This is a genomic window from Streptomyces sp. NPDC005262 (assembly GCF_042872425.1).
Lineage (GTDB): Bacteria > Actinomycetota > Actinomycetes > Streptomycetales > Streptomycetaceae > Streptomyces.
Genome location: NZ_JBIAKK010000006.1, coordinates 327,065 through 353,157, shown reverse-complemented (window position 1 = coordinate 353,157; position 26,093 = coordinate 327,065). Strand labels below are relative to the sequence as shown.

The following is a 26,093-nucleotide window of genomic DNA, read 5'->3' as shown; positions in this document are numbered from 1 at the left end:
TCAGGTCCCCGCTCAGCAGCGCGTCAGACGCACCGTGACCAGCTCGAACGGGCGGAGCGACAGCTGTACGCCCCCGTCCACCCGCACCGGCACGTCCCCCTCGGCGAGTGGCCGCTCCAACAGGTCGGTCACCTCCGGGTCCGAGAATTCGAAGTCGATGCCGAGCCGGACCCTGGCACGGCCGCCCGTCGACTCGTAGAGCCGTACGACGACGTCGCCGCTCGCGTCGTCCGCCAGCTTGACCGCGCTGACCACGACCGCGTCGTTGTCCACGGTCACCAGCGGCGCCACCGCACGGTCGCCGGCGACCCGGCGCTCCGGCAGGTTGATCCTGAAGCCCTCACGGACCGCGTCGCCGATCGCGGCGCCCGGCGCGAGCGCGTGGCGGAAGCGGTGCACGCCCTGGTCGGTCTCCGGGTCGGGGAAGCGCGGGGCGCGCAGCAGCGAGACCCGGACGGTGGTGGTCGTCCCGGCGGTCGAGTCGCGTACGGTACGGGTCACGTCGTGGCCGTACGTCGAGTCGTTGACGAGCGCGACACCCCAGCCCGGCTCCTCCAGGTGGACGAAGCGATGGTTGCAGGCCTCGAACTTGGCGGCCTCCCAGCTGGTGTTGGTGTGGGTCGCCCGGTAGAAGTGCCCGAACTGCGTCTCGGAGGCGTACCGCTCGGCGTGGATGTCCAACGGGAACGCGGCCTTCAGGAACTTCTCCGTCTCGTGCCAGTCGACCTCGGTGTCGATGTCGAGCCGCTTGACGCCCGGCGCGAGCGTCAGTACCTGGGTGACCTGGGAGTCGCCGAAGCTGCGGACGACACGGACGCCGACCGCACCCTCGTCCTCGACGGGGGTGAGCTCGTCGAGCTCCGTCAGATCCGTGACGGTGTTGCGATAGAACGCGTCGACGTCCCAGGCGTCCCACATGTTCGGGAAGTCGGGGTGGATCTGCAGCAGGTTCGCGGCCTGCCCGGGCGCCACGGTCTCGCGCTCGGCACCGATGTCGTACGCCGACACCACCAGACCGCGGCCGTCGATCTCCACCTGGAGCAGGCCGTTGTCGAGTACGTAGCCGCCGCCCCCGCGCGCTGCGAGCCGGCCCGGGCTGCCCACCGTGACTGCCCCGGCGCCACCGGCCGGAACCCCGCTGCGGGTGTGCGGCGCGGAGTTGAAGACAAGCAGCTCCCGCGATGCGGGATCGCCCGCCAGGGCTCGCTGCGCGGCGGCGACGATGCCGTTCAGTTCACCGGCAACGGCCGCGTACGTCTTCTCGGCCTCGCGGTGCACCCAGGCGATCGACGAACCGGGCAGGATGTCGTGGAACTGATGCAGCAGCACCGTCTTCCAGATCCGGTCCAACTCCGCGTACGGGTAAGGGAACCCGGTACGCACCGCAGCGGTGGCGGCCCACAGCTCGGCCTCGCGCAGCAGGTGCTCGCTGCGGCGGTTGCCCTGCTTGGTCTTCGCCTGGCTGGTGAGGGTGGCGCGGTGCAGCTCCAGGTAGAGCTCGCCGACCCAGACCGGGGCGTTCGGGTACTCCGCCTCCGCCTTGGTGAAGAACTCGGCGGGCGTCTCCCAGGTCACGGTGGCCGACCCTTCGAGGCTGCGCATCCTGGCCGCCTTCGCGACCATCTCGCGCGTGGTGCCGCCGCCTCCGTCGCCCCACCCGGTCGGCGCGAGGGAGTGCCGGGCGACGCCCTTGTCCTTGAAGTTCTTCGCCGCGTGGGCGATCTCGCTGCCCTTCATGGAGCAGTTGTAGGTGTCGACGGGCGGGAAGTGGGTGAAGATCCGGGTGCCGTCGATGCCTTCCCACTGGAAGGTGTGGTGCGGGAACTTGTTGGTCTGGCTCCACGAGATCTTCTGGGTGAGCAGCCACTTGGAGCCTGCGGCCTTGATGATCTGCGGCAGACCCGCGGCGAAGCCGAAGGTGTCGGGCAGCCACGCCTCGTCGTTCTCGACACCGAACTCGTCGAGGAAGAACCGCTTCCCGTGCACGAACTGACGGGCCATCGCCTCGGAGCCCGGCATGTTCGTGTCGGACTCGACCCACATGCCGCCGGACGGCACGAACCGTCCTTCCGACACGGCCTTCTTGACCTTGGCGTAGACCTCGGGGCGGTGCTCCTTGATCCAGGCGAACTGCTGGGCCTGCGACATCGCGAAGACGAAGTCGGGCTCGTCCTCCAGGAGGGCCGTCATGTTGGATGTCGTACGCGCGACCTTGCGGACCGTCTCACGCAGCGGCCACAGCCAGGCGGAGTCGATGTGCGCGTGACCGACGGCGCTGATCCGGTGGGCGGACGGCTCCGCGGGGGCCGCCAGGACGGTGACGAGCTCGGTGCGGGCTGCGGCCGCGGTGCCGTTCACGTCCTGCAGGTCGACCCTGTCGAGAGCGCGGCCGACGGCACGCAGGACGTCCCAGCGGCGGGCACCCTCGACCGGAAGTTCCGCCATGAGTTCGCCGAGCACTTCCAGGTCCTGGACGAGGTTCCACACGTTCTCGTCGAAGACGGCGAGGTCCATCCGGGCGAGGGTGTACTGCGGTTCGCTGCCCGCGGTCTCCTTGTCACCGAGCTGTGTCGGCAGAAAGGGGTGGTAGTCGAGTACGACCGGGTTGGAGGCGGCCTCGATGTGCAGCAGCACGTCCTCGCCGCCCACGACGGGGGCACCGATACGCACCCACTGATTGCGCGGGTTGAGGCCCTTCACCGGCGTGCCGTCGGGCCGGTAGACCAGACCCTCGCACTGGAAGCCGGGCATGTTCTCGTCGAAGCCCAGGTCGAGGAGCGCCTCGACGGTGCGGCCGGCCCATGCCTGCGGGACGGTTCCGGAGACCCGGAACCAACTGGTGCCCCAGGGCGCGCCCCACCGGTCGCCGACCGCGATGGATTCGGCCGGGGCCGCGAGGCCCTGGGCGACGGGGACGGGCTCACCCGGCGCGGTCCAGACGGCGACGTCCAGCGGTACGGACTCCGGGTGGACGGCGGGCCGGATGCGCTCGTCGAGAACGCGCTTGAGGCGGGCTTCGACCAGAGTGCGGTCGTCATGCATGAGGGTGACTCCGTGGGGTTGGGGTGCGGGTCCGGTTGCGTGGCCGGTGTGCGTCAGCGGACCTGGTCCGGGGTGAGGACATCGGTGATCCCGCGGGCGGCCAGGTGTTCCTGGTTCCCGGCCTGGCTCGCGAGGACGGCGGTGGGCCGGGCCCCGTCCGCGGTGAGCCGGGCGAACGCCTCGAAGAACGCGCCGCCGGGGGCGCATGTGGAGCGCCGGGGCGCGGTGTCGTCGTCTCCGGTGTCGACGACGAGTGCAGTGGTGCGGGGCGCCGGTCGGTAGTCCGTGCCCCGCCGGTCCGCGACGATCCCGGCGATGGCCTCGCCGGCCGGCTTGACCTGCCGGTCGTTGGTCAACAGGCCGAGGCTGTATTCGAGTTCGGGGAAGTCGGCCAGTGACCGGGACACGTCGTGGGAGCACCACCAGGTGACGCCCCATACGTCCTCGCAGTCCAGTGCGTTCGCTACGGTCGCCTCGGTGAAAGCGGCCGCGTGCTCGGCGGGAACGAGCGGAGCCGGGGCGCCGACCTCCTGCAGCCAGACGGCCCGGCGCGGGTCGGTGGCCCACGCCTTGGACAGTTCGATCAGATACGCGGCGTGGTGCTCGGTGGCGGTTCCGGTGCGGCCGTGCCGTTGGGCGGTGCCGTTGAAGACCCAGGAGTGCACGGCGGTGACCGCGCCGATCCGGGCCGCGTGGGCGGGGGTGAACGCGTGGTCGTCCTGATACCAGGCGGCGTCGTACTCGGCGTGCAGATGGAGCCTGCCCGGCGCTCCCTCCTCGCAGGCATCGAGCAGGGTGCGCAGCCAACGGCCCGCCTGCTTGGGGGTGATGGGGTCCGGGTCGGGGTGCGGGGGGCCGGAGAACTGATTGATCTCGTTGCCCAGGGTCATACCGAGGAAGTTCGGCCGGTCGGCGAGGGCCGCGGCGAGGGTCCGCAGGTATTCGGCCTGGCCCGCCACCACGTCCGGGTCGGTGAAGATGTTGCGCCGGTGCCAGGTCTGCGTCCAGGCGGGCAGGAAGTCGAAGCTCGACAGGTGGCCCTGCAGTCCGTCCACGTTGACGTCGAGGCTGCGCTCGGCCGCCGCGTCGGCGAGCTGGACGAGCTGCTCGACGGCGCGCGGCCGGATCAGGGTGCGGTTGGGCTGGAAGAGCGGCCAGAGCGGGAACACCCGGATGTGGTCGAGGCCGAGGCCGGCGATCGAGTCCAGGTCGGCGCGCACGGCGTCGAGGTCGAAGTCCAGCCAGTGGTGGAACCAGCCCTGGCTGGGGGTGTAGTTGACGCCGAAGCGCAGCGGGGAGTGAGACATAAGGTACGGGTGTCCTGGTTCTGTGGTGCGAAGGGCGGGGAAGGCGGGACGGTCAGCCCTTGACGGCGCCTTCGCCGACGCCCCGGAAGAAGAAGCGCTGCAGGCAGGCGAAGAGCACGATCAGCGGGAGCACCGCGATGATCGTGCCCGCGGCGACGAGCCGTTCGTCGTTCGCGAACGTGCCGTGCAGATAGTTCAGCCCGATGGTCAGGGTGAAGTTCGCCGGGTCGCTCAGTACGATCAGCGGCCACAGGAAGTCGTCCCAGGCCCCCATGAAGGCGAAGATCGCCACGACGGCGAGGGTTCCCCTGACCGAGGGAAGGGCGATCCAGAAGAACCGCTGCCAGACGTTGGCGCCGTCGACGAACGCCGCCTCCTCCACCTCGTGCGGAAGGTTGAGGAACGCGTTGCGCATCAGCAGGACGTTCATCGCGGCGACGGATCCCGGCAGCAGCACACCGATCAGGGTGTTGTTCAGACCGAGCTCACGCATGGTGGTGAACTGGGCGATGATGATGCCCTCGACGGGTACGAGCATGGCGAGGATGAACGCCAGCGTCGCGGCCCTGCGCCCCCGGTACCGCATCCTGGCCAGCGCGTAGCCGGCCAGTGCGGAGCCGACGCAGTTGGTGACCACATTGGTGGTCGCCACCTTGACGGAGTTCAGCGCGTAGTCCCAGACCGGGATGGTGTCGGCGACGCGCGTGTAGTTGTCCAGGGTGGGGTGGCCGGGGAAGAACTTCGGCGGGGAGCTGAAGATGTCCTCGCCAGGCCCCTTGAGGGAGGTCGAGAGCTGCCACAGGAACGGTCCTACGGTCAGCACGAGTACGACGAGCAGCAGGAGGTAGCGCAGCAGGAGCTGCCAGACTGGGATGCGGCGGCCGTCGGCGTCGGTGAGGGTCAGGATGCTCATGCGTCCTCCTTGCGGTCGGCTCGGAGCACCAGGAGCATCAGGGCGACCGTCACGACGAAGATGACGACGGAGATCGCGGAGGCATAACCGACCCGCCCGGTCAGTCCGGTGCCGACACGCTGGACGAGCATCACCAGGGTGGTGTCCTCACCGGCCGGGCCGCCGGATGGACCGGCCATCAGATAGACCTCGGAGAACGCCTTGAACGCGGCGACCGACGCCAGCGCCCCGACGAGGACCATGGTGGAGCGGACGGCGGGAACCGTCACGGTGAAGAACCTGCGGACGGCGCCGGCGCCGTCCACGGAGGCCGCCTCGTGGAGTTCCCTGGGGACGTTGGCCAGCGCGGCCAGATAGATGATCATGTAGTAGCCGAGGCCCTTCCAGACCGTGACCGTCATCGCGCTGAGCAGCAGCAGCCACTGGTCGCTCAGGAAGCCGACCCTGCCGATCCCCACCGCCTCCAGTACGGCGTTGACCAGTCCCCGGTCGTCGAGCATCCACACCCAGATCAGCCCCACGACGACGATGGAGGCGACGACGGGGGTGTAGAAGGCGGAGCGGAAGAATGTGATGCCGGGGATGTTCCGCTGGACGAGCATCGCCAGGAGCAGCGGCAGGAGAACGAGGGCGGGCACCACGCCGACCACGTACAGCGTGCTGTTCCGCAGCCCGATCCAGAACATCTCGTCGTGGATCAGCTCCTGGAAGTTCGCCAGGCCGACGAACCTCCCCGGCATCAGCGTCCGGCGGTCCGTGAAGGCGTTGACCAGGGTGCTGAAGAACGGGAACAGGCTGAAGGTCCCGACGACGATCAGGCCTGGGGCCGCGAACAGCCACGGGCTGGAGGGCAGATGGCGGCGTATCCGGTGGCCGGGGAGCCGGCCGGACCGGCGGCCGCCGGGACGTGCGCCCCGGGCCGCCGGTACCGCTGTGCCGGTGGCCCGGATCGGCTCAGTTGCCGTGGCCGGTTTCACGAGGGGGGTCTTCACGGTGGGCTCAGCTCTGCTGCAGCAGCCGGTCGCAGGCCTTGACAGCGTTGTCAAGGGCTTCCTTGGGACTCTGCTTGCCCTGCAGTGCCTTGGCCACCTGGTTGCGCAGCTCGGTCTTCATCTGGTCGCTGAAGAGCACCGGCGTGTAATTGACCGCCGTCTTGAGGGACTTGGCGGCGGCGATCCGGACCCGGGTCACGTCGGTGCCGTCCTCCTCGGTGAAGTACGGGTCGTCGAGGGATCCGGCGGTACTCGGGAAGATGGCGACCTGCTTCGCGAAGTCCATCTGCCGCGTCGCGTCGGTCACGTAGTGGGCGAAGGCCACGGCTGCCGGCTTCTGCTTCGTCTGCGCGTTCACCATGACGCCCATGACGTACATGTTGGCCTTGCCGGTGCTGCTGATCTGGTCGGTGATCCCGATGTTCTTGTAGAGACTCGGGGCCTGCTTCTTGAAGTTCTCCAGGTCCAGTGCGCTGCCCGGGTTCATCGCCACCGACCCGGTGAGGAACTTGTGGCCGGACGACTCGGGGGTCGCGGTCAGCGCCTGCGGGTCGAGCGCCTTGGCGTCGTACAGCTCCTTGTAGTGGGTGAGCAGTTCGACACCCTTGACGTCGTTGAAGGCGAAGCCCGTGCCTTCCTTGTTCATCAGCTGTCCGCCGTAGCGGCCGAAGTCCTCGATGGTGGGCACGTTGGCCAGCGTGGCGACCTTGCCCTTGCTCTTCGTGGCCAGTTCCAGACCTTCGTCGAAGAGTTCGTCATAGGTGGTCGGCGGCTTCTCGGGGTCGAGTCCGGCGTCCTTGAAGAGGGACTTGTTGTAGAAGAGCGGTCCGGTGTTGAGGTACCAGGGGAAGGCGTAGGTCCCTTCCATGCCCGGTATTTGATGGCTCTGCCAGGCGCCGGGCAGGTACTCCGTGCGGTACTTCGCCGCCGCCTTGTCGAGGTCCAGTGCGAGCCCGGCCTTGGCCAGGGGCGCGACCAGGTCGGGCGAGACATTGACGACGTCCGGCAGCGTGCCGCCGGCCGCGTCGGCGCTGATCTTGTCCGCGTAGCCCTCGGCCGGCCGGTCGACCCACTTGACCTCGGTCCCGGGGTACTTCTTCTCGAAATCCGCGATCACCCCGTTGAAGTAGTCCTTGAAGTTCGCCTGCAGGTTCCAGGTCTGGAAGGTGATCTTCCCTTCGACCTTGCCGGAGGCGTCGGACGAGCTGTCGCCGGATCCTCCTCCGCATGCGCTCAGCGGCAGGACGGTGGCGAGTACGGCGGCAGCGGCTACTGCTCTGCGGGAGATACGCACGGTGAACGGCTCCTTTGCTCGGACCAGGCGTGCGGACGGCGGGCCGAGGTCGATGACGCTCCGGCTGCGTACGCCCAGCAGACCTTCCAATGCACACGGCGCAAAGTCAATACATTCGCTTGAAGTTAGCTTCAACTTTCCACATATTTGCAGGTCAGAAGGGTATATGGAGCTATTGAGAGTGCATGACTAATGCGCTTTAGAGCGCCATCACTCAAGCGCATTAGTCACCGATCACTTCAGTCGACCGATACGCCGGTAAGGCTTACGATGCACCGGGGGCGAGCGAGCACCGCGCCGCCCAGGAGCAACGGGGAACGCAGGAAGAGGGGCACCGGGTGACACCGAAGGGGCCGCCGGCCGAGGAGACCCGGCCGGCCAGGCGCACACCCGCGCGTCGGCCGACCATGAAGGACATAGCCCAGCGCGCCGGAGTGTCGGAGAGCGCCGTGTCCTTCGCGCTCAACGACCGTCCCGGCGTCTCGGAGATCACCCGGGACCGGATCCGGCGCGTCGCCGAGCAGCTGGGCTGGCGGCCGAGCACCGCCGCCCGCGCACTGTCGGGCGAGGGGTCGGCCACCGTGGGGCTGGTGGTGGCCCGCCCGGCGGCGAGCCTGGGCGTGGACTCGTTCTTCCTCCAGCTGATCTCCGGCATCCAGGAGGTGCTGGCCGAGCGTCAACTCGGGCTGCTCTTCCAGGTGGTGGAGGATGTGGAGGCCGAATGCGCCGTCTACCGGCGTTGGTGGGCGGAGCACCGCGTCGACGGGGTGCTCGTCGTCGACCCCCGTACGGACGACCCCCGCCCCGACCTGCTGGACGAACTCGGACTGCCGGGAGTCGTGATCGGCGCGTTGCCCGGCAGCGACACGGGTCCGCACCCGGGACTCTCACAGGTACGCGCGGACGACGCGGGCGCCATGGCGGCGATCGTCGGCCGGCTGCACGAGCTGGGCCATCGGCGCATCGTGCACATCGCGGGGCTGCCGTCCCTCGCCCACACCGACCGGCGCATCCGCTCCCTGCGCATCGAGGCCGACCGGCGCGGGCTGGCCGAGGCCCACTCGGTGACCACGGACTACTCCGACACGGAGGGCGCGGCCGTCACCCGCAGAGTGCTGGAACAGTCGACGCCGCCGACCGCGATCATCTACGACAACGACGTGATGGCCGCGGCCGGAGCCACGGTCGTCGCGGGGCTCGGCCGCTCCGTTCCCGGCGACGTCTCGGTCGTGTCGTGGGAGGACTCCGCGCTGTGCCGGCTGACGGTCCCCTGGCTGACCGCGCTGTCCCGGGACACGGTCGCGTTCGGACGGATCGCCGCACGGGAACTGACCGCACTGCTCGACGGCGGCGCGGCCCGCACCGTCCAGGTGCCACTGCCCGGGCTGATCGAGCGCGGAAGTACGGCACCGGCCCCCGGCAGCCGATGAGTCGGGCGGGCGGGACCGACGACCGACACCCCTCCCCCACGAGGTGTCCCACAGCCCCGCGGCGCGCTGCCTGAGCCCACCGGCCACTCATGTCCCATCGAGCTCTATCAGTGCTTCGTCACGATATGATGCGCTTTGTGACCATGCCCGGACAGCTGCGGCGGCGCCGTCCTCCCTACGGCGGCCGACGGGAAGCTGCTCCGCTGGCACCGGTGATCCTTACCGTCCTCATCGCCGCACTGGCGTTCTCCACGCCGAGGGAGATCGCCGTCAGCCGCCTCCTGCCCGCCGCACCCGCGCTGGCCGCCGCGATGTGGCCGGTGCTCCCCACGATCCTGCTGGGGACGTTCTGCCTGCTGGTCATGGTCGGCCTCAGCCTCGTGTACACCGACCTGGGAACGCCGTACACGGCGGCTGCAATCGTCGCGGTCACCTTGGCCGCCGCATACGCAAGCCATGTCCGGCTCCAGCGGGAGGAGGCGCTGTTCCAGATCCGGCTCGTCGCCGACACAGCCCAGAAGGTGCTGCTGCGCCCGCTGCCGCGCCGCATCAAGAACATCGAGATCGAGTCGCTGTATCTGGCGGCACAGGAGCAGGCCCGGATCGGCGGCGACTTCTACGAGGCGGCCGACACACCGTACGGAGTCCGACTGCTCATCGGCGACGTGCGCGGCAAGGGCCTGTCCGCGGTGGGGGCGGCCTCGGCGGTGATCAGCTGCTTCCGGGAGGCCGCATACGACGAGCCCGACCTGAGAGGCATCACCCACCGCCTGGACACCAGCATCACCCGCCACAGCGCCACGTTCCCGGCCCACGACCTGCCGGAGCGCTTCGCCACCGCTCTCATCGCCGAGATCCCGCACGGCGGCGGCCACGTCAGGCTGCTCAACTGCGGGCATCCCCCGCCGCTCATCGTTCACCTCGGGGAGATCCGCGTCCTGGAGCCCACCACTCCCTCGCCGCCCCTCAACCTCGCGACGCTGATCGGGGACCACTACTACGTCGACACCGTCGCCTTCGCCCCGGGCGACCAGCTGCTGCTGTACACCGACGGCGTAACGGAGACCCGGGACCGCACCGGCGAATTCTTCCCCCTGCCGGACTGGATGCGGCGGCAAGGTCCGACGCCGCCCCGCGAGCTGCTCGACCGGCTTCACCTGGCCCTGCTCCATTACAGCGGCGGAAGGCTCAACGACGACATCGCGGCCCTCGCCGTGCGGTGCCCCCACATCCGGACTCCGGGAACACCCCGTGCAGGTGCCTGGAGGCCGTAGGTGAGGCTCGCCGACGCCGCCGACAGCGGCACGCCACAGGCGGGACGGCGGCCTGCCGAGTCTTCGCGGCGCCAGCCCTGGCGCCGGCCGGGCACGGTCCGAACCGCCCGTGGTCGCCGTGGTCATCGGGTTCACGCTGCGGCGGTGAGACTGAACCAGATCCATTTGCCGTGGCCGTCGGGGAGGTAGCCCCAGGCGTCCGCGAGTATGTCGACGAGGTGCAGTCCCCGGCCCTTCTCGGCCTCCACGTCGGCGACTCCGGTGGCCACAGGGGTGCGGGAACTGCTGTCGCGGACGGCGCAGACGAGTTCGCCGGAGGCGTCGTCGTGGTCGAGGAGCACCCGTACCTGATCGCTGTCGGTGTGCTCGACGGCGTTGGCGACCGCTTCGGAGACCAGCAGTTTCCCGTTGTCGGCGACGTCACCCTCGGGAACCAGGGTGGCCAGGGCACGGCGGGCCTGGCCGACGGAGCGCTTGCAGGCGGGGAGATGCAGGTCGGCAAAGCGTCGGACACGCATCAAGAACACTCCAGGGATCGTCGGGCGAGGGAGCGGTCCGGCGGTCCTGTGACCGCGGCGCTGCCGCCTGGTATTCGGCCCCCGATGTTGTGGTGCGTCCCCCGTCCGCTCTCCACGGTAGGAGCCCGGCCCTTCCCGGCGCATCGCACCTTCGGCTGCCTCGGAGGCAGACGAAAGTACGACCCGCCCGCCACGGAACGGTGACCCCTCCTACGGCCCGGCCGTCCCGAGGCGGACCCGCCGGCGAAGCGCCCCCGAGGAGGAGGGCCACTGCGCCACCCATGAGGACCATCCGGATGCGCAGCGTCCGCGATCGGCCGGACGACCCTGCCCGCGCGGTCCGGAGTGCCGCCGACCGGCTCGTCGGGGAGGCTGTGACCAGCGCGCTCGGGCACGCTCCGGGAGCCCCGCCTCGAGTTGAGGTCGACCATGGTGGCGAGGCGGTGACGGTGTGGCCGATGACCCTGCCGAGCCGGGGCGGGAGGTGGGCCTGCCACCGGGAGGCCACGGCCTGCCGGGGCTCGCCGAGCGCACCGCGGGGGCGGCTTCCTGGTCCGGGCGAGGGTCCGGGTCCACCGCCCCGGCGGCGCAGGAGACCAAGGACTCCGCGGACGGAGACGACGTGATCAAGGTGCTGCTCGTGGACGACGACCCCTACGTCCGTCACGGGCTGCGGACCGTCCTCCTCCCCGCCGGCCGTAGTGGCAAGGGGACGCTTCCTGTCGGAGACGGCGGTGGCATCGGTGCAGGTGACGGGTGCACCGAAGCCGACTGCGGAGGCGAGCACCGGCATGAACGGCGGCACGGGGATACGGGCTGAGCCACCGCGGGTGACTCGCCGGCCGACGACAAGATCTTTCAGTACGGCCCGGAGCGAGAGTCGGTACGACCGCGCCCCGCTACACCCAGCCCCGGCGAGCGGCCTGCCATGCCAGTTGCATGCGTGTCGCGGCATCCGCGAACGTCATCAGCTGCTGGATGTGGCGTTGGACCGTGCGCCGGCTCAGACCCATCTGGGAGGCGATCGCCTTGTCCGCGACCCCTGCGACGAGCAGGGAGAGCAGCCGACGGTCCGTTGCCGAGAGGGGGTCGGCGCCGACCACTCCGTCGGTGCCGCTGACCGTTCCTGAATCGTCGACGTGCAGGGGGACGGCATCGTCCCAGTAGCGCTCGAAGAGCGCGACGAGCGCCGCCAGCAGGCTGCTGTCGCGTACCAGGGCCGTGGTGGGTTCCTCGGGGCTGCCGTACGGGCCTCCCGGCACGAGAGGGCAGATCGCGATGGCGCGATCGGACACGGCGAGGCGCAGCGGCAAGTGGGGGACGGCGCGGGCGACTTCACCTGCCCGTACCCCCTCGATTACGTTGTCCACAGCCCCTTCGTCGTCGAAGAACGCCTTCTCGTACAGGACGCGATAGCGCACACCACGCGCCAGGGCGTCGAACTCCTCGCTGTTGCTGCCCGAGGGCATGGCCACGTACTGCGCCTTGCAGAACCAGAGCATTTCGTCGCGGGTGTCCGCCTGGATACGGCGCAGGTGCTGGCGCAGGGCGTCCGCCCCGGTGATCACCTCGATGAGCTGGTCGGCGTCGCTGCGGCGCATGGTGTCCCGGTAGACCTCCAGCAGCCCGGTGGCCGTGGCGCGGGCCTGGTCGAGGGCGTCGGCCTGCTGTTTGAGCCTGGGCATGAGGGCCACGTCGGGAGGCGTCGCCCGGTAGAGCCTCGGTATCGCGTCGGTGTGGCTGGCCAGCCCCTTGGCGGTCAGTGCCGTGAGCGTCTGTTCGGCGTCCGTGGTGTCGAGACCGGCACGCATCGCGAAGTCGTGCGCCGAAGCCCGGCCCATCGTCACCAGAATCCGGTAGGCGGACTCCTCGGCATCGCTGACTCCGGCGGCTTCCAGTGTCACGGTGTTCTCCTTGATACCACCCGTCCAACGGTTGAATACCGTACTACATCCCTCCGGCGTGGCGTCCGGTGCGCGGACATGTTCATCGGCCGCGCACCCGCCATGCACATGGGGGCTGACGTGACCACCCTCGGCGCGGGGAGGCATGCTCTACGGTCTGCCGGCAGCTGGGGACAGTCGCTTCCGGAACCGGTCCGAGTCACTCCCGGACACACGGAGCGACTGCGCGTCGATCCGGCCGTCGGATGCGTCCTCGGCGGGGGTGGCGAGGGCGGGCACCACGGAGGCCGCAGCAAGGCGGATCCGTCTCATCCGGTTGACACCCTTCCATGAATGCGCGGCAGATGTTCATGTGGCGCTGTACAGAATCCGGTGACGACGGGCGCAGTGTCTCCGATTATCGGTGGCGCAGGTGGGACATGTCGCAACCGCGACATCGCGAGCAGGCCCCCGCGCCCTCGGACCGTGAGCGGACTCTCTTCGACATACCCGGTCACCTCGACGACGGCCCGGGCGACGCCCTCCGGCCCAGCGGTGGACGCGTCCACTCGCAGGACCCGCACGCCGGGTCGAACATCTCCGGCGATCAAGGCCCGGTCGATTCCCGGGGTCGGAGCCCGGGTCCGGTTCCCGTCACCCGCTCCGGAAGCAAGCCACGGCCCCGCGCTTCCTCGGTGTCCGGACCGCGCTGACCGCCTTGCGCCGGATCCGCACCGGAGGGCTACTCCTTGCCCTTCTGCCGGGCGGCCTGCACGAGCTCGTCCGGCCCGGCCGCGACTTCTTGTCGGGAGCCCGGCAGCGCCCTGTTCTCAAGGGCGGGGATCATGAAGCATGCCGCGCCGGCCAGGACTCCGGCCAGCATGAAGCCCCACGCATAGCCCGCCGAGCCGATGAGCCCGCCCAGCAGCGGCGGTGTCAGCGACGCGGCGAGATTCTGGCCGGTGTTCTGGACGCCCATGGCGCGTCCCGACCAGGAGCGCCCCGCGAGCTCGGCGGTGGCGGTGAACGCCAGGCCGTTGGTGCTTGCGGTGATACCGCAGGCGACGATCATGGCGAGATCCGTCACCGGCGAGGGCCACAGGGCACCGAGCGCAGTGGCGGCCATGACGACGGTGATACAGACGGACAGCTGCCGCATCGGCCGCACCCGGCTGCCGACCCGGTCGGACCAACGGCCCGCCACGACACGTGAGACAGCCCCCAGCACCTGCGACACCACCAGGAGTTGACCGGCGTGCACGGCGCCCCAGCCCCGGACGTCGATCAGGAACACCATCGCGAAGGCGTTCGCCGCGAACTGTGGAACGCACAGAAGCGCGCTGGAGGCGTGGATGCGCCACAGGCTGGAGTGCTGGTAGGGGTTGGCGGCCGGCTCCTGCGCCGCGGTCTGCGCGGTGCGAGGCGGATCCGAGGCCAGCGAGCCGACGAGCACGGCGACGACACCGCACAACGCCGCGCAGAAGAACATGGTCCCCTTCATGCCGCTGCGTGCGGCGAGCGTGGGAACGATCAGAGCGGCGATGCCCATGCCCAGCGGGGTCGACGTCTGCCGGATTCCCATGGCGAGCCCGCGCTCCCGGGCGGAGAACCATCCGACGACGAGCCGGCCGCTGGCCGCGGAGACCGATGCGCTCGCCGCCCCGGCCAGCGCCAGGAGCACGCCCAGGGGAGCCAGACCATTCACCACGACACCCAGGGAGAGGAGGACGGTCGTCATGGCCAGACCGGAGGTGATCACACCCCGCTCACCAAAACGGTCGGCCAGGGCTCCCCAGGCGACGAGAGTCAGCACGAGGCCGACGGTCGGGCAGGCGATCAGCAATCCGACCTGACCGAGTGTCAGTCCGTTGTCCCGTCTCAACGTCTCCGAGGCGTAGGGCAGCCCGTAGAGGAACGTGCAGGCGACTGTCTGCGCTGCGGTCCCAAGAGCCAGCATCATCCAACGGCGCACAACAGCCCTCCCTGGTGTGTGTGGGTTGCAACTATGACAGTGAATCCATCATGCAAGACACTTTGTCTCGCATGGTGATCAACTCTCAGGCGCCCAGCAGGAGTGCAGGTCGCCGCTGCGCACCCGCCGCCTTACAGCCGTCAAACCCGCCGTCCACGGGCGACCTCACGGAAGTGCGGCCGTCGCCGCGCGCCGCGAAGCCCTTGGAGAGCCACCCCGAAGCGTCGGCGAATCGAAGCGGCTCGAATAACCATTCGATAAAATACTCAGTGGGAGCGCGCATCATCGAACGTGGGGAGACCGTCGACAAGGAGTGGCAATGAGGCTGTCGTTCCTGGAGCCCCTTTACGCGGAGCCCGGCCCGTTCGCCTCCGTGTATCTGGACACCTCGCGTGACGTGGAGCATCCGGAACGGGCGATCGCACTGCGCTGGCAGCGGCTGCGGGACCGCCTGACCCGTCAGGGCGCGGACCGCGCACTGCTCAGGGTGCTGGAGGAGGTGGTCGGCGCCGATACAGACGTACCGGGGATGCACGGGCAGGCCGTCTTCGCCGCGCACGGGGCGCTCGTACTGGACGGGGAGCTACCCAGGCCTCCGGCGCACGACTCCGCGCGCTACGGCACGCTGCCGGACTCGATGCCCCTGGTCACCCAGCACATCCCGGAGATCCCGTATCTGGCCGTGACCGTGCACTACGGCGGGCTGCCGACCGCCGAGACCCACGGCTGGGTGACGCTGGACGCGGAGACCGGGACCTGGCCGACGTCCAACGTCACCCCGGGTGAGCGGCTGCACCTCAGGGTCGCGGTGGCGACCTGGCATCACACCGCGGTCCGGCTGGGCCGTCAGCTGGACGAATGGGCGCGGCGCGTCCACGCCGACGCGGTCGTCATGGGCGGGGACAAGTGGGCCTCCAACGTGCTGATCCGCCGCCTCCCGCACGCCCTGCGGGACAGGGTCGTACGCGTCGGGGGTCCCACGGCGACGGACACCGGACGCGCCCTCCTGGAGTCACAGCTGGACACCGTCTTCCACGGCCGCATGGCCGCGCACGACCGGGCACTCGTGGACATCTTCATCGGCCGGTACGCGCTGCACGGGGCCGCGACGGAAGGGCTGTCCGCCACCGTTGCCGCCCTCCAGCGCGGCCAGGTCGCGGCGTTGCTGCTCAACCACCCGCCCGGCCGCTCCCTGCGGCTCTGGGCGGGCCCCCAGCCCACCCTGCTCACCCTGACCGAGGAGGAACTGATCTCCTTCGGCGTGCGCGCACCCCACGAGGAGCGCGCCGACGAGGCCCTGGTGCGGACCCTCGTGGGCACCAATGCCGAACTGGTCGTCGTACCGGAGAGCGAACTGCCGCTGGACGAGGGCGTGGGCGCGCTGCTGCGGTACTCAGACCCGGGGACGCCGTCCTGACGCGGACGTGAACTGCGATGCGGCGGCACCGGGCCGGCGCGGCGGCGGCGCAGCGCGAGGAAAGCGGGCAGGTCATGAGCGCGATCGGAGGAGTGGGCCGTTGTGGCTGGAATGCACCGCGACTGCGGTCGGACGGACCGCAGCAGGCGACCGATGGCCCGTCAGTCGTCGCCTGAGGACCTGGTCCGCGCGGCACGGGCCGCGGGTGTGACGGACCACCGGCTGATGGAGGCTGTCCGGGTCACCCCGCGGGCCGCCTTCGTCCCCGCCGGGCATCTCGCGTCGGCGTACCTGGACGTACCGATTCCGCTCCCCCACGACCAGGTGACCACCCAGCCCTCGTTGGTCGCCATGATGGTCTCCGCACTCGGCCTCACCGGAGGCGAACGCGTCCTGGAAGTCGGGACCGGCTACGGCTGGCAGACCGCACTGCTGGCGCGCCTGGCCTCTTACGTCGTCAGCGTCGAGCACTGGCCGGACATGGTCGAGGAGGCCCGCCGCCGGCTCGCCGGGCAGGGCCTCGGCAATGCTGAGATCGTCCCCGGCGACGGGACGCTCGGCATGCCGGGCCGTGCTCCGTACGACGCCGTCGTCGTCTGCGCGGCCTTCCCTGAGGTACCGGGGCCACTCGTCGCACAACTGCGGAACGGCGGCCGGCTCGTTCAGCCCATCGGGCCGGGCGGGCGGGAACGAGTTGAGCTGTACGAGCGAGGGGGCCACGGCCTCGTACACCGCAGGACGATCGTGTCGGCCCGCTTCGTCCGGCTGTACGGCGCCCATGGTTACGATCAGCGCTGATACGTGCCGACCCGCGAAAGGCGGAGCCGGAACGACAGGAGGTGAACCCGCAACCCCTTGTCCCAGGCCGGCCCCGCACGACGCCCGCCACACGTGCGAGGTCAGCGCTGGTAGGTGCCGTCGGCCGACTGCCTTCCCTTCAGAGTTCGGTGCCCCGCGCCGGAGCCCGGTCGGCCGTGGAGAGGAAGCGGATCGGACACGGCGTACGGGCGAAGGAAGCAGCGGTGGCTCCCGTACTGCCGCCGCCTGAAACGGAGTACGACATGCCGACAAGGATCCTGCTGGAGGGACGCCCCGGGGTCGGCAAGACGACCGCGATCCGCCGGCTGGCCGCGCTTCTGCACGGCCGTGACATCGTCGGCTTCACCACGGAGGAGATCCGGCAAGGCGGGACCCGGGTCGGCTTCGCTCTGGAGACGGCGGCGGGACACCGTGCCGTGCTCGCCCATACCGGCTTCCCGGGGCCACCGAAGGTGGGTCGGTACGGGGTCGACCTGGGCGTCATGGACCGGTTGGCGCTGCCGGCGCTGACGGCGGCTTCGGCGGATCCCGTCCCCGGGCAGCTTGTGCTCATCGACGAGCTCGGGCGGATGGAGTTGGCCTCCGCCTCGTTCAGGGAGGCCGTCCGGTCCGTCCTCGAGGCCGGCGTCGATGTGGTCGCGACCGTTCATGCGCACAGCGACCCGTTCACCGACGCCCTGAAACAGCGCGCCGACATCGAACTCATCGCCGTGACCCGGGCGAACCGGCACGCTCTCCCGGAGAGACTGGCGACACGGCTGGAGCACCGCTGACGGGTTCGGTCATCCCGGGGGCCACCCCCGGCGGGATCGTAGGCCGGCCCATCAGCCCAACCGGCCGCGCCGGCGCTCGGCGCGCGCCCGGCCGAACAGGCCGACTACGGCGTGCCGTCACATGGCTCGGGTCTCGAACGGCGCGAACTCGCCCCGAAACGGACGAGGGCCGCACGACGATGTCGGCCGTGGCCGGCCGCCGGTGGAGTTCCTGAAGCCGGGGGCTGCAGAATGCCGACGGGGTGCCCGAGCCTGCTCGGGCACCCCGTCATGGGTCAGGTCACCGGACGATGACCTGGGCGCTGCTCGTGATGCCGCCGGAGGTCACCGAGACGGTGACGTTGCCGGGGCGGTGGGCGGTCAGGGCGCCGTCGGAGGGGTCCACCGACGCGACCTCGGGGTTGCTGGACGTCCAGACGTGGGAGGCCGGGTCCGCGATAGGGATGGTGAGCGGTGCGATGTTGTCGCCCGCGATCTGGTCGCCGGTCGCCGTCAGGGTGACGTGGTCACCCTTGGCGATCGGGTCCTTGGGGCCCTTGACGGTGATCGACGCCAGAGCCGGCTCGACGGTGTACTGCAGGTCACCGTCGTCGCCGATCCGGATCAGACCGAAGTGGTAGATGCCACCCTGGTCGGCCGGGGCGTAGGCCGGCATGCCGAGGTCCGCGAAGGTGAACTGCGGGATGCCGCCCTCGTCGACGGTCGTGCTCCGGCCCTCGGGGTCGAGGACCTGCTCGGAGAAGCCGCGGGCGTGACCGTACATCATGATCACGTGCTGCTTCGGGTGCGTCTCCTGGTAGCGCTGCACCAGCCGCAGGTACATCCGCGCCTCCCAGCGGTCCGTGAACTGGCTGTTCGCGGCCGGGTGCGGGTCGTACGCGGGCATGTGGGTGATGACCAGCACGTCCTTGGCGGTGGTGTCCGTCAACTGCTGGATCAGCCAGGGGTACTGGATGCCCTCCGGGTTCTGGAACGGGTCCGAGGACTGCAGACTGCCGTGCGAGTTGTCGGTGACGATCATCCGCGCCGCGCCCTGGCTGTAGGCGTAGTGGGTGTCACCGAAGGTGTCGCTGTAATTGCCGTTCTCGGAGTCGGCGCCCTGGGTGATCTCGTGGTTGCCGACGATGTCGCGCTCGGGGATGCCGAGGGCGTCCATCTTGGACTTGGCGTACTGCAGGTCCACCGGCTTGCCGTCGTCGGACATGTCGCCGAGGAACTGGGCGGCGTCCGGCCGGGCCTGCGGGGTGAGGGTGGGCAGTCGCTCGGCGATGGAGTCCATCACGTTGCTGCTGACCGATCCGGGATCGCCGGCGAGCATGTGCGCGTCGTCGCCGGAGAGGAGGGTGGTGCCCTTCTTGGCGAAGGCGGCGGAGTCCTCCTCGAAGGACAGCCACTTCGGGTTCTTCGGGATCGCACGGTACTCGGGCACCGTGACCGGTCGCGGCGAATACAGCGCCTGCAGCCCGGCGACGTTCAGCGAACCGGTGTACGAGGTACTGGGGCTGATGGCCAGGAAGTCGATGTAGCTGACCGTCAGCGGGAACTTGTAACCGGCCGGCAGTTGGGCGACCGCAAGGTGCCAGCCGTTCGATGTGACACCAGTCAGGTACAGCGGGGTGTTGGCGGTACCGTCGACGTTGATGTACTTCTCGGCGAGCTGAAGGCTGTCGGGACCGCCGCCCTTGATCCACACGCCGATACCGGTGGGAACCTGACCGTTGTGGGTGTCGGTCTTCAGCGTGACCCGCGGCGCCAGCACAAGCTGCTTGACGCCTGAGGAGGCCGGCATCGTGTAGTCGAGACGCAGCGAGCCGGACTCGGTGGACTCCGGCGGAACGACGCCCGGGTCGAAGGACAACGCGGCGGGCGCGCCGGTCGTGTTGTTGCTGAGCCGCCAGACGTCCGTGCTGGTCATCGGGTCGATGACCTTGGTGACCCGGCCGACGGCGATCGACGTCGTCGCGGTGGTACCGGCGACCGTGGCGCTGACCTCGGCGAGGCCGCCGTGCTCGGTGTCGGCGGTGAACAGACCGTGCGCGTCGACGGTGCCGAGGTCCTCCGGGGTGACCTTCCAGGTGGCCGCCTCAACGGGGATCTGCACCTTGCCCCCGTCCTTGACGGTGCCGGACAGGGTGAGCTGCTGGGTGGCGCCGCTGTCGAGGTCGGCCTTGTCGGGCGAGACCGTGAGGGACTCCAGCTTGCTGACGACCTCGAGCTTCTCCGAGGTGAACGTCTTGCCGTTGAAGGCGACGATCCGGCCCGTGCCGGTGCGGCGCGGGGTGAGCTTGCCGTCCTCGTACGAGGCGAGGGTCGAGGGCACGATCCGGACGTGGACCTGGCCGGCCGCCGGGTTGGCGAACCGGTCGATGGCGTGCACCGGCAGCGGGATGGAGCCGCCCGTCACGGTGGTGACCGCCCTGCCGCCGTTCACCACGACCTTGTCGGCCGCTCCGGCCTCCTTGGCGGTGGAGTAGAAGAAGATGCCGTTGGCGACCGGGCGCTCGGTGTTGCCGGGCAGGTCGGACGGCGTGTTGACGACCTCGGCCTGGTCGGCGCCGGGGGCGCGGCTGACCATGCCGGTGGAACCGCCACCGTCGAAGAGCATGGCGGTGTAGGCGCCGTGGGCGACCATGTAGCCTGCGGCCTGGTCACGGGTCACACCGAAGGCGGTGGAGGCGCCGCCGTGACCGTCGACGGCGACGACGACGGCGTGCTTGCCGTCCTGTGTGATGCCGACAGCGGTCTCCGGGTTGGCGCCGCTCGGCGGGGTGCCGGTCGGGTCCTTGTAGACCTTGCCGTCCTTCACCAGGGTGTCGACACCGCTGACCAGCTGGGTGACATCGTTGTCCGGCGCCAGTCGGGTGGTGATGCCCACCGTGTCGCCCGTGTGCAGGTTGTCGGCCAGCCACTGCCCGCCGGAGCCGGCGCCCAGCAGACCGAGTTGGTCGGCCAGGAGCCGCGGCACGGTGGTGATGCCACTCTGCGTGCTGTCGACGACGAAGCCGCCGTCGGCGGTGTGACCGAGCACCAGAGTGGAGGGCTTGGACAGGTCCGGGGTCTCGCCGAGATAGGGGGTGACCTCGGTGATGCCGCCGGACGCCAGGTCGTTCACGGTGTTCACCGAGGTGAGCTCGCGGGTCGCGGAGCCGGCGGTGATCGTCCCGGAGAAGGTTTCCGGGCCCATGACCATGGTGCCGTCGGGCTTGACGCCCAACTGGGAGGCGAAGCCCGGCTTGGGGCTCTTCAGCAGATGACCGTCGGAGATGATGCCGCCGAGCGGGCGGCCGCTGGCGTGGATCTCGAAGTAGTCGCCGTTGACGCCGGCCACCGCGTGGGTGCGGTGCGCCATCGATGACGGGGTCTCGTCTGCCGGGTTGGTGATGGTGTCGCCGGCCTCGACCATGCCGACCCGGAGGTTCGGGTCGCCGAGGTCGGCCTTGAGCACCTGAATGTGCTGGCGGCCGCCCACGGTGTCGTAGGTCTCGCTGTAGTGCTGCAGGCCACGAGTGACGGTCTCGGCCGGCGTACGGGTGTAGTCCACCACCGACGGCCAGCCTTCCGGTGTGTCCGGGAGCCAGTTCCGGTCCACCACATGGCTGTTCGCGGCCGTGTCATCGGCCGAACCAAAGGCCGTTCCTGCCCCCGTCACGGCACTGGCGAGCGCCAGCGCCACCGCAGTTGCCACTGCGGTACGGCGTACACCGGCCCCCACCGGTCTCTTTGTTCTCTTTGTGTGAAGTGTCATTGCGTGTTCCCTTGCGGACGTACGCCGCCGGTAGGTCACCGGCGGTGCACGTCCACCGCACACCATTCCGGCGGATCACAGGTTTCCGTTCCGGGTGACGCCGATGACCATCAGAAATGCCCCCCACCGCATTCGGCCAGGTTGCGTTAACCTTCAACTTTCGTTGCGCCACGCGTCACGCCCGGCCCGGCCGAGCAGGTTCAGCAGCATGCGCGTGGATGCTCCGGCCACGGCTGCGGTGCCGGCCGGGTCGAATGCGGTGTGCACCGGCTCCAAAGCGGCCGCGAGCGCGGGCCGGTGTGGGCTGGTTCCGTACTACCGGCGCTGCGTCGCCGCGGTCCGGTGCCGGCCCGGTCGGGCTCGACGACGCGTGCCTGGCTGATGAGGGTCCGGCATCCGCGCGGGAGTGGGTGGGGATGGTGAACCACTGCCACTGCTGGGGGTCGTGGAGCGTGGCGAGGGGACCGTCCCGCCCACCTGCCAGGACGTCGCACCATGCCGAGCAGAGGGCGGCGTGGGCAGACTGTGCCAGGCGCGTGGCTCGTGCACGACGACCCGCGCGGTTCGCGCCGTCACAGCCGTCCCGCCTTCCGGCAGGCCGCTACGAATGGGCCACGACCTCGCCGGCTGTGACCTGGGGAGGGCTGGGGAGCAACGAGGCGAGGCGGTCCCGTACGAACTCCCCTGCCCTGATGGTCGACTCCTTGGCGCCGTCCTGGTCCTGAAAGACGCTCATCGAGATCATCACCCCGCCCCCGGCATCGACCCAGTAATAGGCCACGAAACCTTGGACCTGGCGAAGGAGCGGCAGGAATCCCTCGTTCACCTGGCGTCCCGCCTCGGCAGGATCGGTCACCCCTTCGTAACGCCGAACGACTGCGTACATGGCTGATCTCCTCATTGGATCGCTGGGCCGTCTTCTGCGGAGACGGCCTACCCGCCGCAGGACGTACGGCGTGTGCGAGACGTGCCGCATTCACCGGAAGGATCCTCATGGGTGATCCGAACGGCGGCTTCCAGCACCTGAAGCCGCTCGCCGGCCGGCGGTGGGCAGTTGGTTCACCGAGGTACTGATGCGCGCCACGATCAGCAACGCCCCAGCACCCCGTACGCGATGTCGGCCGGCCCGGGTAGGCCCGGGTTGCTCGAACCGATGGGCGTGCACCGGGAACATCGCCGTCACGGCTACGGTGAGGCGGTCACCGTCACCGCGGCGGCCGCACTCCAGCGGCTGGGCTCGTCGAGCGCGATCGTCCGCACCCCGAGTTCCGATGCCGGCACCGTCGCCACCTACAAGTCAGCCGGCTTCCGGCAACGCCCCGAGGTCCGGGACCGATACCGGGACTGAACGACTGACTTGTTGATCTGCCACTCGAGGTGTCCCTTGCACGTGGGGCTCGGAAGGTCGCGGGATGCCAGAGGATGCGACAATCCGACCATGTCCGAGGAGTTGTCGCGTTGGTATCGGGGCCGCCTGGTCGTGGGCCCGTTCAGGCCGTTCGACGTCGGAGAGCTTGAAGGTCTCGAACGGGAGACCGGGCTGCCGCTACCGTCTTCCTACCGTTCCTTCCTGGAAGCGGCGGGCGGGGAGCACCTCACCTACTCGGTCAGCTTGCCGAATTGTGAACCGGAACCGTTCCAGAGCTTCGACGACCTCTATCAACTCGGCCGTGACGGCGATGGCGAATACGGCTGGGGTACCTTGCTCGGCGAATATCGCCGCAGCCGTGACGGGTGGCTCGCCGGCGAAGTCTCGCTCACAGGCCTTCTCCCGATCGCCCGCAACGGCGGGAGCGACACCCTGTTCCTGGACCTGAACCCGGCCGCCCGTGGGCAGCTCCATGCCTTCGTGCATGGCATCCCTCATCCCGGATACCTGTCAAAGGGCGTCTTCACCAAAGTCGCTGACGACTTCGACGCCTACCTCGACAGCCTGGTCCTCGACCGGGAAATGGTGGCGGACACCTGGGCCGGTGTTGTCGACAGCGACTCCACCGACCCCTGGCGTCGGACAGTCGAGGAATGGCTTAACAGAGAACTGCCGGGCTGGCGTGCTGAGCCGTGGGCAGGGACCTGAGCTCCTGATTCTGCGTGGTTGATCAAAGCGCCGATGTCGCGTTCGGTGACCGCGACCCGGTTCTTGAGCTGGCAGCTGGCGCCGCTCGGACCTGACTCCACCAGGAAGCCGGACGACTCATCCAGTACGTACGGTGGGCCGGACGGATCGGGATCCACCGCAAACGTCCCCGGAGCCATGCGCACCATGGGTCCGGTGGAATGCCCGCTTACGTCCGGGGGCGACGCCTCCGGCCGGAACCACCCTTCATCCGCATCAGCCCGGCAGAGACCGCTCGGTGACCGTCGACGCCACCGCACGGTGGCAGCTACGGCACTGGAACACCGTCATCAAGGCACCTCGCTTCTTCGACTTCCCTGGATCCGCTCCCGTCAGGGATCGCGAAGCACTCCACGTAGTGCCTCATCGCCAACACGTCCTTACGGCCGGCACCGTGATCTTGGCCAGGAGGTCCACACTGGTACATGTGCGGATTAAATCGAACGGCGGCTGAGTTGTCGCCTGTCGGAGCCGATTCGCCTGGATGGCAGTCGGGCGGAACTGGAGGGCATGGCCGTGCACGGTGAGTACAAGGTCCCCGGCGGCAAGCTCGTCGTGGTCGATCTGGACGTCGAGGGCGGCGCGCTGCGCAACGTACGGGTGGCCGGCGATTTCTTCCTCGAGCCCGACGAGGCCATCCTCACGATCGACGCGGCCCTGGAGGGCGCCCCGGCCAACACCGACACCGCCGGGCTCACCGCCCGTATCGACGCGGCGCTCCCCGCCTCCACCGTGATGCTCGGACTCACCTCCGAAGGCGTCGCAGTCGCCGTACGCCGGGCCCTCGCGCAGGCCACCGAGTGGAGCGACTACGACTGGCAGCTCATCCACGAGGCCCCTCAGTCCCCCGCACTCCACATGGCACTCGACGAGGTCATCACCGCCGAGGTCGCGGCCGGCCGCCGGCCGCCTACGTTGCGGGTCTGGGAATGGGCCTCCCCCGCCGTGATCATCGGCAGCTTCCAGTCGCTGCGCAACGAGGTCGACCCGACGGGCGCCGAGCGTCACGGCGTCACCGTCGTCCGCCGTATCTCCGGCGGCGGCGCCATGTTCGTGGAACCGGGCAACACCATCACGTACTCGCTCTCCGTCCCGGACGCCCTCGTCTCCGGACTCTCCTTCGCGGACAGTTACGCCTACCTCGACGACTGGGTGCTCGCGGCGCTCGGCGACATGGGCATCAAGGCCTGGTACCAACCGCTCAACGACATCGCGACCGACATCGGGAAGATCGCCGGAGCGGCCCAGAAACGCGTCGTGGGCCCCGGCGGCGGGCCCGGCGCCGTGCTGCATCACGTCACGATGTCCTACGACATCGACGCCGACAAGATGCTCGATGTCCTGCGCATCGGCAAGGAAAAGATGTCCGACAAGGGGACCAGGAGCGCCAAGAAGCGCGTCGATCCCCTCCGCCGGCAGACCGGCCTGCCACGGGAGGCCGTCATCGACAACATGATCGACTCCTTCCGCAAGCGCCACGGTCTCACCCAGGGAGCGGTGACCGCTGAGGAGCTGGCACGGGCGGAGGAACTCGTACGCACCAAGTTCGGCACTCCCGAGTGGACGGCACGGGTGCCGTAGCAGCTGCTGACTCGGACGTCGCGCGGACAGGCGCGATGGGGAGCCCGGCAGCAGCACGGGCACAGCACTTCGCGATCATGGAGTTGCGACGCTCTGTGATCACTGAGGAGACCTGTGCCCGTGCTGCCATCGTGGCTCACCGAACCGCTCCGGGACCAATTCGCGGCACTGCTGCCCGAGCGGCCGAAGTACCACCCGGACCATCCACTCCGCTGTCACCGCCCGCGGATCAGCGACCGGATCATCTTCGACGAGCTCCTGCAACTGCTGCGCCTCGGCTGTTCTTACGAGGCGATCGCCGATACAACGTGCTCGGCCACCACGATCCGCCACCGTCGCGACGAGTGGATACGACTCGGCGTCTTCGCCCGGCTCGAACAGATCGCGCTGGAGTCCTACGACCGGATCGTCGGCCTCGTCCTCGACCAGATCGCCGTCGACCGCTCCATCACCCAAGGCTCCCGGAGGAGGCGAGGCCGCCGGACGCTCACCGGTCGTCCGCGGCAAACAGGGCCTGAAACGCTCGGGCATGACGGATGGATACGGCATTCCCCTGGGCCGTTTCCTGGCCGACGCCAACCGACACGACTCCCCCCTGCTCGCACCGACCCTGCACCGCCTGCAGGACCTCGGCCCGTTACCGACGACATCACCGTGCACCTGGACGCCGGCTACGACTCCGAGGGACCCGCGCTCTCCTCGACGAACGCGGCCTCCACGGAAGCATCGCGCGCAAGGGCGAGAAGGCACCCATCCAGGCCAGTCAGCGTTGGCACGTCGAACGCCCCACACCTGACAGAATGCTTTTCACCGCCTCGCCCGCTGCCACGAGCGGCGCACGATCGTCATCGACGCATTCTTCGACCTCGCCGACACGATCATCACCGTGCGTAGCCTGATCCGGCAGGCGTGGACGACCCATCGCTGGGACGAACGCCCGAACCGCCGACCATGGCCACGTGCCTATCCGTGCGACCTCCAACTGGTCGCCGTTGAGCTGCCGGAAGAGTGTGGCCA

19 protein-coding genes and 2 pseudogenes are annotated in these 26,093 nt (G+C 69.4%); 10 read left to right on the top strand and 11 right to left on the bottom strand.

Annotation, left to right across the window (positions count from 1 at the left end):
- Positions 1-12: 12 nt before the first annotated feature.
- The 5 genes from ACFYP5_RS18645 to ACFYP5_RS18625 all read right to left on the bottom strand — a co-directional run bounded on the left by ACFYP5_RS18645 (position 13) and on the right by ACFYP5_RS18625 (position 7,548).
- Positions 13-3,042, bottom strand: a complete 3,030-nt coding sequence (locus ACFYP5_RS18645) for an alpha-mannosidase (RefSeq protein ID WP_389036875.1) — start codon at positions 3,040-3,042, stop codon at positions 13-15.
- Between the two features lie 53 nt (positions 3,043-3,095).
- Positions 3,096-4,349 (bottom strand): glycosyl hydrolase, encoded by a 1,254-nt coding sequence (locus ACFYP5_RS18640; RefSeq protein WP_389036872.1) that lies wholly within the window; start codon positions 4,347-4,349, stop codon positions 3,096-3,098.
- 52 nt (positions 4,350-4,401) lie between these two features.
- Positions 4,402-5,262, bottom strand: a complete 861-nt coding sequence (locus ACFYP5_RS18635; protein ID WP_389036870.1) for a carbohydrate ABC transporter permease — start codon at positions 5,260-5,262, stop codon at positions 4,402-4,404.
- A complete protein-coding gene (locus ACFYP5_RS18630) occupies positions 5,259-6,128 on the bottom strand; it encodes a carbohydrate ABC transporter permease (RefSeq protein ID WP_389037090.1) in 870 nt (289 codons plus the stop codon). The genes ACFYP5_RS18635 and ACFYP5_RS18630 overlap by 4 nt, the downstream gene beginning before the upstream one ends.
- Positions 6,129-6,261: 133 nt before the next feature.
- Complete coding sequence (locus ACFYP5_RS18625) at positions 6,262-7,548, bottom strand: ABC transporter substrate-binding protein (RefSeq protein ID WP_389036866.1); 1,287 nt, start codon at positions 7,546-7,548, stop codon at positions 6,262-6,264.
- Positions 7,549-7,955: 407 nt separating this feature from the next.
- Between ACFYP5_RS18625 and ACFYP5_RS18620 the strand changes: the two genes are divergently transcribed.
- Complete coding sequence (locus tag ACFYP5_RS18620; protein ID WP_389037087.1) at positions 7,956-8,978, top strand: LacI family DNA-binding transcriptional regulator; 1,023 nt, start codon at positions 7,956-7,958, stop codon at positions 8,976-8,978.
- A 143-nt stretch (positions 8,979-9,121) separates the two neighbouring features.
- Positions 9,122-10,252 (top strand): PP2C family protein-serine/threonine phosphatase, encoded by a 1,131-nt coding sequence (locus ACFYP5_RS18615; protein WP_389037085.1) that lies wholly within the window; start codon positions 9,122-9,124, stop codon positions 10,250-10,252.
- Between the two features lie 131 nt (positions 10,253-10,383).
- On the opposite strand, the gene ACFYP5_RS18610 is transcribed toward ACFYP5_RS18615, so the two are convergent.
- Complete coding sequence (locus ACFYP5_RS18610; protein WP_389036863.1) at positions 10,384-10,770, bottom strand: ATP-binding protein; 387 nt, start codon at positions 10,768-10,770, stop codon at positions 10,384-10,386.
- Between the two features lie 451 nt (positions 10,771-11,221).
- Between ACFYP5_RS18610 and ACFYP5_RS18605 the strand changes: the two genes are divergently transcribed.
- Positions 11,222-11,590 (top strand): hypothetical protein, encoded by a 369-nt coding sequence (locus tag ACFYP5_RS18605; RefSeq protein ID WP_389036860.1) that lies wholly within the window; start codon positions 11,222-11,224, stop codon positions 11,588-11,590.
- A gap of 79 nt (positions 11,591-11,669) precedes the next feature.
- Here ACFYP5_RS18605 and ACFYP5_RS18600 read toward each other — a convergent pair whose 3' ends face one another.
- The gene (locus ACFYP5_RS18600; RefSeq protein WP_389036857.1) at positions 11,670-12,674 is read right to left on the bottom strand and encodes a helix-turn-helix domain-containing protein; all 1,005 of its coding nucleotides are present in this window, start codon (positions 12,672-12,674) and stop codon (positions 11,670-11,672) included.
- A 721-nt stretch (positions 12,675-13,395) separates the two neighbouring features.
- Positions 13,396-14,625 (bottom strand): MFS transporter, encoded by a 1,230-nt coding sequence (locus ACFYP5_RS18595; protein ID WP_389036854.1) that lies wholly within the window; start codon positions 14,623-14,625, stop codon positions 13,396-13,398.
- Between the two features lie 319 nt (positions 14,626-14,944).
- On the opposite strand from ACFYP5_RS18595, the gene ACFYP5_RS18590 reads away from it, so the two are divergent.
- Together ACFYP5_RS18590 and ACFYP5_RS18585 are read left to right on the top strand one after the other, a co-directional pair.
- Positions 14,945-16,042 (top strand): hypothetical protein, encoded by a 1,098-nt coding sequence (locus ACFYP5_RS18590; RefSeq protein ID WP_389036851.1) that lies wholly within the window; start codon positions 14,945-14,947, stop codon positions 16,040-16,042.
- Positions 16,043-16,195: 153 nt separating this feature from the next.
- Positions 16,196-16,840 carry a protein-L-isoaspartate O-methyltransferase gene (locus ACFYP5_RS18585; RefSeq protein WP_389036848.1) on the top strand — a complete coding sequence of 215 codons (645 nt, stop codon included), beginning with the start codon at positions 16,196-16,198 and terminating at the stop codon, positions 16,838-16,840.
- Between the two features lie 139 nt (positions 16,841-16,979).
- On the opposite strand, the gene ACFYP5_RS18580 is transcribed toward ACFYP5_RS18585, so the two are convergent.
- Entirely contained in the window at positions 16,980-17,105 is a 126-nt protein-coding gene (locus ACFYP5_RS18580) for a hypothetical protein (protein ID WP_389036845.1), read from the bottom strand.
- Here ACFYP5_RS18580 and ACFYP5_RS18575 point away from each other — a divergent pair.
- Complete coding sequence (locus ACFYP5_RS18575; protein WP_389036843.1) at positions 17,104-17,634, top strand: NTPase; 531 nt, start codon at positions 17,104-17,106, stop codon at positions 17,632-17,634. The two genes, ACFYP5_RS18580 and ACFYP5_RS18575, sit on opposite strands and share 2 nt — an antisense overlap.
- A gap of 280 nt (positions 17,635-17,914) precedes the next feature.
- On the opposite strand, the gene ACFYP5_RS18570 is transcribed toward ACFYP5_RS18575, so the two are convergent.
- Positions 17,915-21,319, bottom strand: a complete 3,405-nt coding sequence (locus tag ACFYP5_RS18570; RefSeq protein WP_389036840.1) for a phosphodiester glycosidase family protein — start codon at positions 21,317-21,319, stop codon at positions 17,915-17,917.
- A gap of 661 nt (positions 21,320-21,980) precedes the next feature.
- Positions 21,981-22,265, bottom strand: coding sequence for a hypothetical protein (locus ACFYP5_RS18565; RefSeq protein ID WP_389036837.1), 285 nt, complete (start codon positions 22,263-22,265; stop codon positions 21,981-21,983).
- A gap of 231 nt (positions 22,266-22,496) precedes the next feature.
- On the opposite strand from ACFYP5_RS18565, the pseudogene ACFYP5_RS18560 reads away from it, so the two are divergent.
- The 4 genes and pseudogenes from ACFYP5_RS18560 to ACFYP5_RS18545 all read left to right on the top strand — a co-directional run.
- Positions 22,497-22,727, top strand: a pseudogene (locus ACFYP5_RS18560) (GNAT family N-acetyltransferase); the annotation flags it as partial.
- 90 nt (positions 22,728-22,817) lie between these two features.
- Entirely contained in the window at positions 22,818-23,456 is a 639-nt protein-coding gene (locus tag ACFYP5_RS18555; RefSeq protein WP_389036834.1) for an SMI1/KNR4 family protein, read from the top strand.
- Between the two features lie 555 nt (positions 23,457-24,011).
- Positions 24,012-25,076, top strand: coding sequence for a biotin/lipoate A/B protein ligase family protein (locus ACFYP5_RS18550; protein ID WP_389037082.1), 1,065 nt, complete (start codon positions 24,012-24,014; stop codon positions 25,074-25,076).
- 114 nt (positions 25,077-25,190) lie between these two features.
- Positions 25,191-26,028, top strand: a pseudogene (locus ACFYP5_RS18545) (IS5 family transposase); the annotation flags it as partial.
- Positions 26,029-26,093 lie beyond the last annotated feature (65 nt).

What these genes read in the sequence shown, in the direction of transcription:
- ACFYP5_RS18555 (WP_389036834.1), top strand. Translation starts at nt 22,818, where the DNA reads ATGTCCGAGGAGTTGTCGCGTTGGTATCGGGGCCGCCTGGTCGTGGGC.
- ACFYP5_RS18615 (WP_389037085.1), top strand. Translation starts at nt 9,122, where the DNA reads ATGCCCGGACAGCTGCGGCGGCGCCGTCCTCCCTACGGCGGCCGACGG.
- ACFYP5_RS18565 (WP_389036837.1), bottom strand. Translation starts at nt 22,265, where the DNA reads ATGTACGCAGTCGTTCGGCGTTACGAAGGGGTGACCGATCCTGCCGAG.
- ACFYP5_RS18620 (WP_389037087.1), top strand. Translation starts at nt 7,956, where the DNA reads ATGAAGGACATAGCCCAGCGCGCCGGAGTGTCGGAGAGCGCCGTGTCC.
- ACFYP5_RS18580 (WP_389036845.1), bottom strand. Translation starts at nt 17,105, where the DNA reads ATGTCGTACTCCGTTTCAGGCGGCGGCAGTACGGGAGCCACCGCTGCT.
- ACFYP5_RS18575 (WP_389036843.1), top strand. Translation starts at nt 17,104, where the DNA reads ATGCCGACAAGGATCCTGCTGGAGGGACGCCCCGGGGTCGGCAAGACG.
- ACFYP5_RS18640 (WP_389036872.1), bottom strand. Translation starts at nt 4,349, where the DNA reads ATGTCTCACTCCCCGCTGCGCTTCGGCGTCAACTACACCCCCAGCCAG.
- ACFYP5_RS18610 (WP_389036863.1), bottom strand. Translation starts at nt 10,770, where the DNA reads ATGCGTGTCCGACGCTTTGCCGACCTGCATCTCCCCGCCTGCAAGCGC.
- ACFYP5_RS18585 (WP_389036848.1), top strand. Translation starts at nt 16,196, where the DNA reads ATGGCCCGTCAGTCGTCGCCTGAGGACCTGGTCCGCGCGGCACGGGCC.
- ACFYP5_RS18645 (WP_389036875.1), bottom strand. Translation starts at nt 3,042, where the DNA reads ATGCATGACGACCGCACTCTGGTCGAAGCCCGCCTCAAGCGCGTTCTC.
- ACFYP5_RS18590 (WP_389036851.1), top strand. Translation starts at nt 14,945, where the DNA reads ATGAGGCTGTCGTTCCTGGAGCCCCTTTACGCGGAGCCCGGCCCGTTC.
- ACFYP5_RS18635 (WP_389036870.1), bottom strand. Translation starts at nt 5,262, where the DNA reads ATGAGCATCCTGACCCTCACCGACGCCGACGGCCGCCGCATCCCAGTC.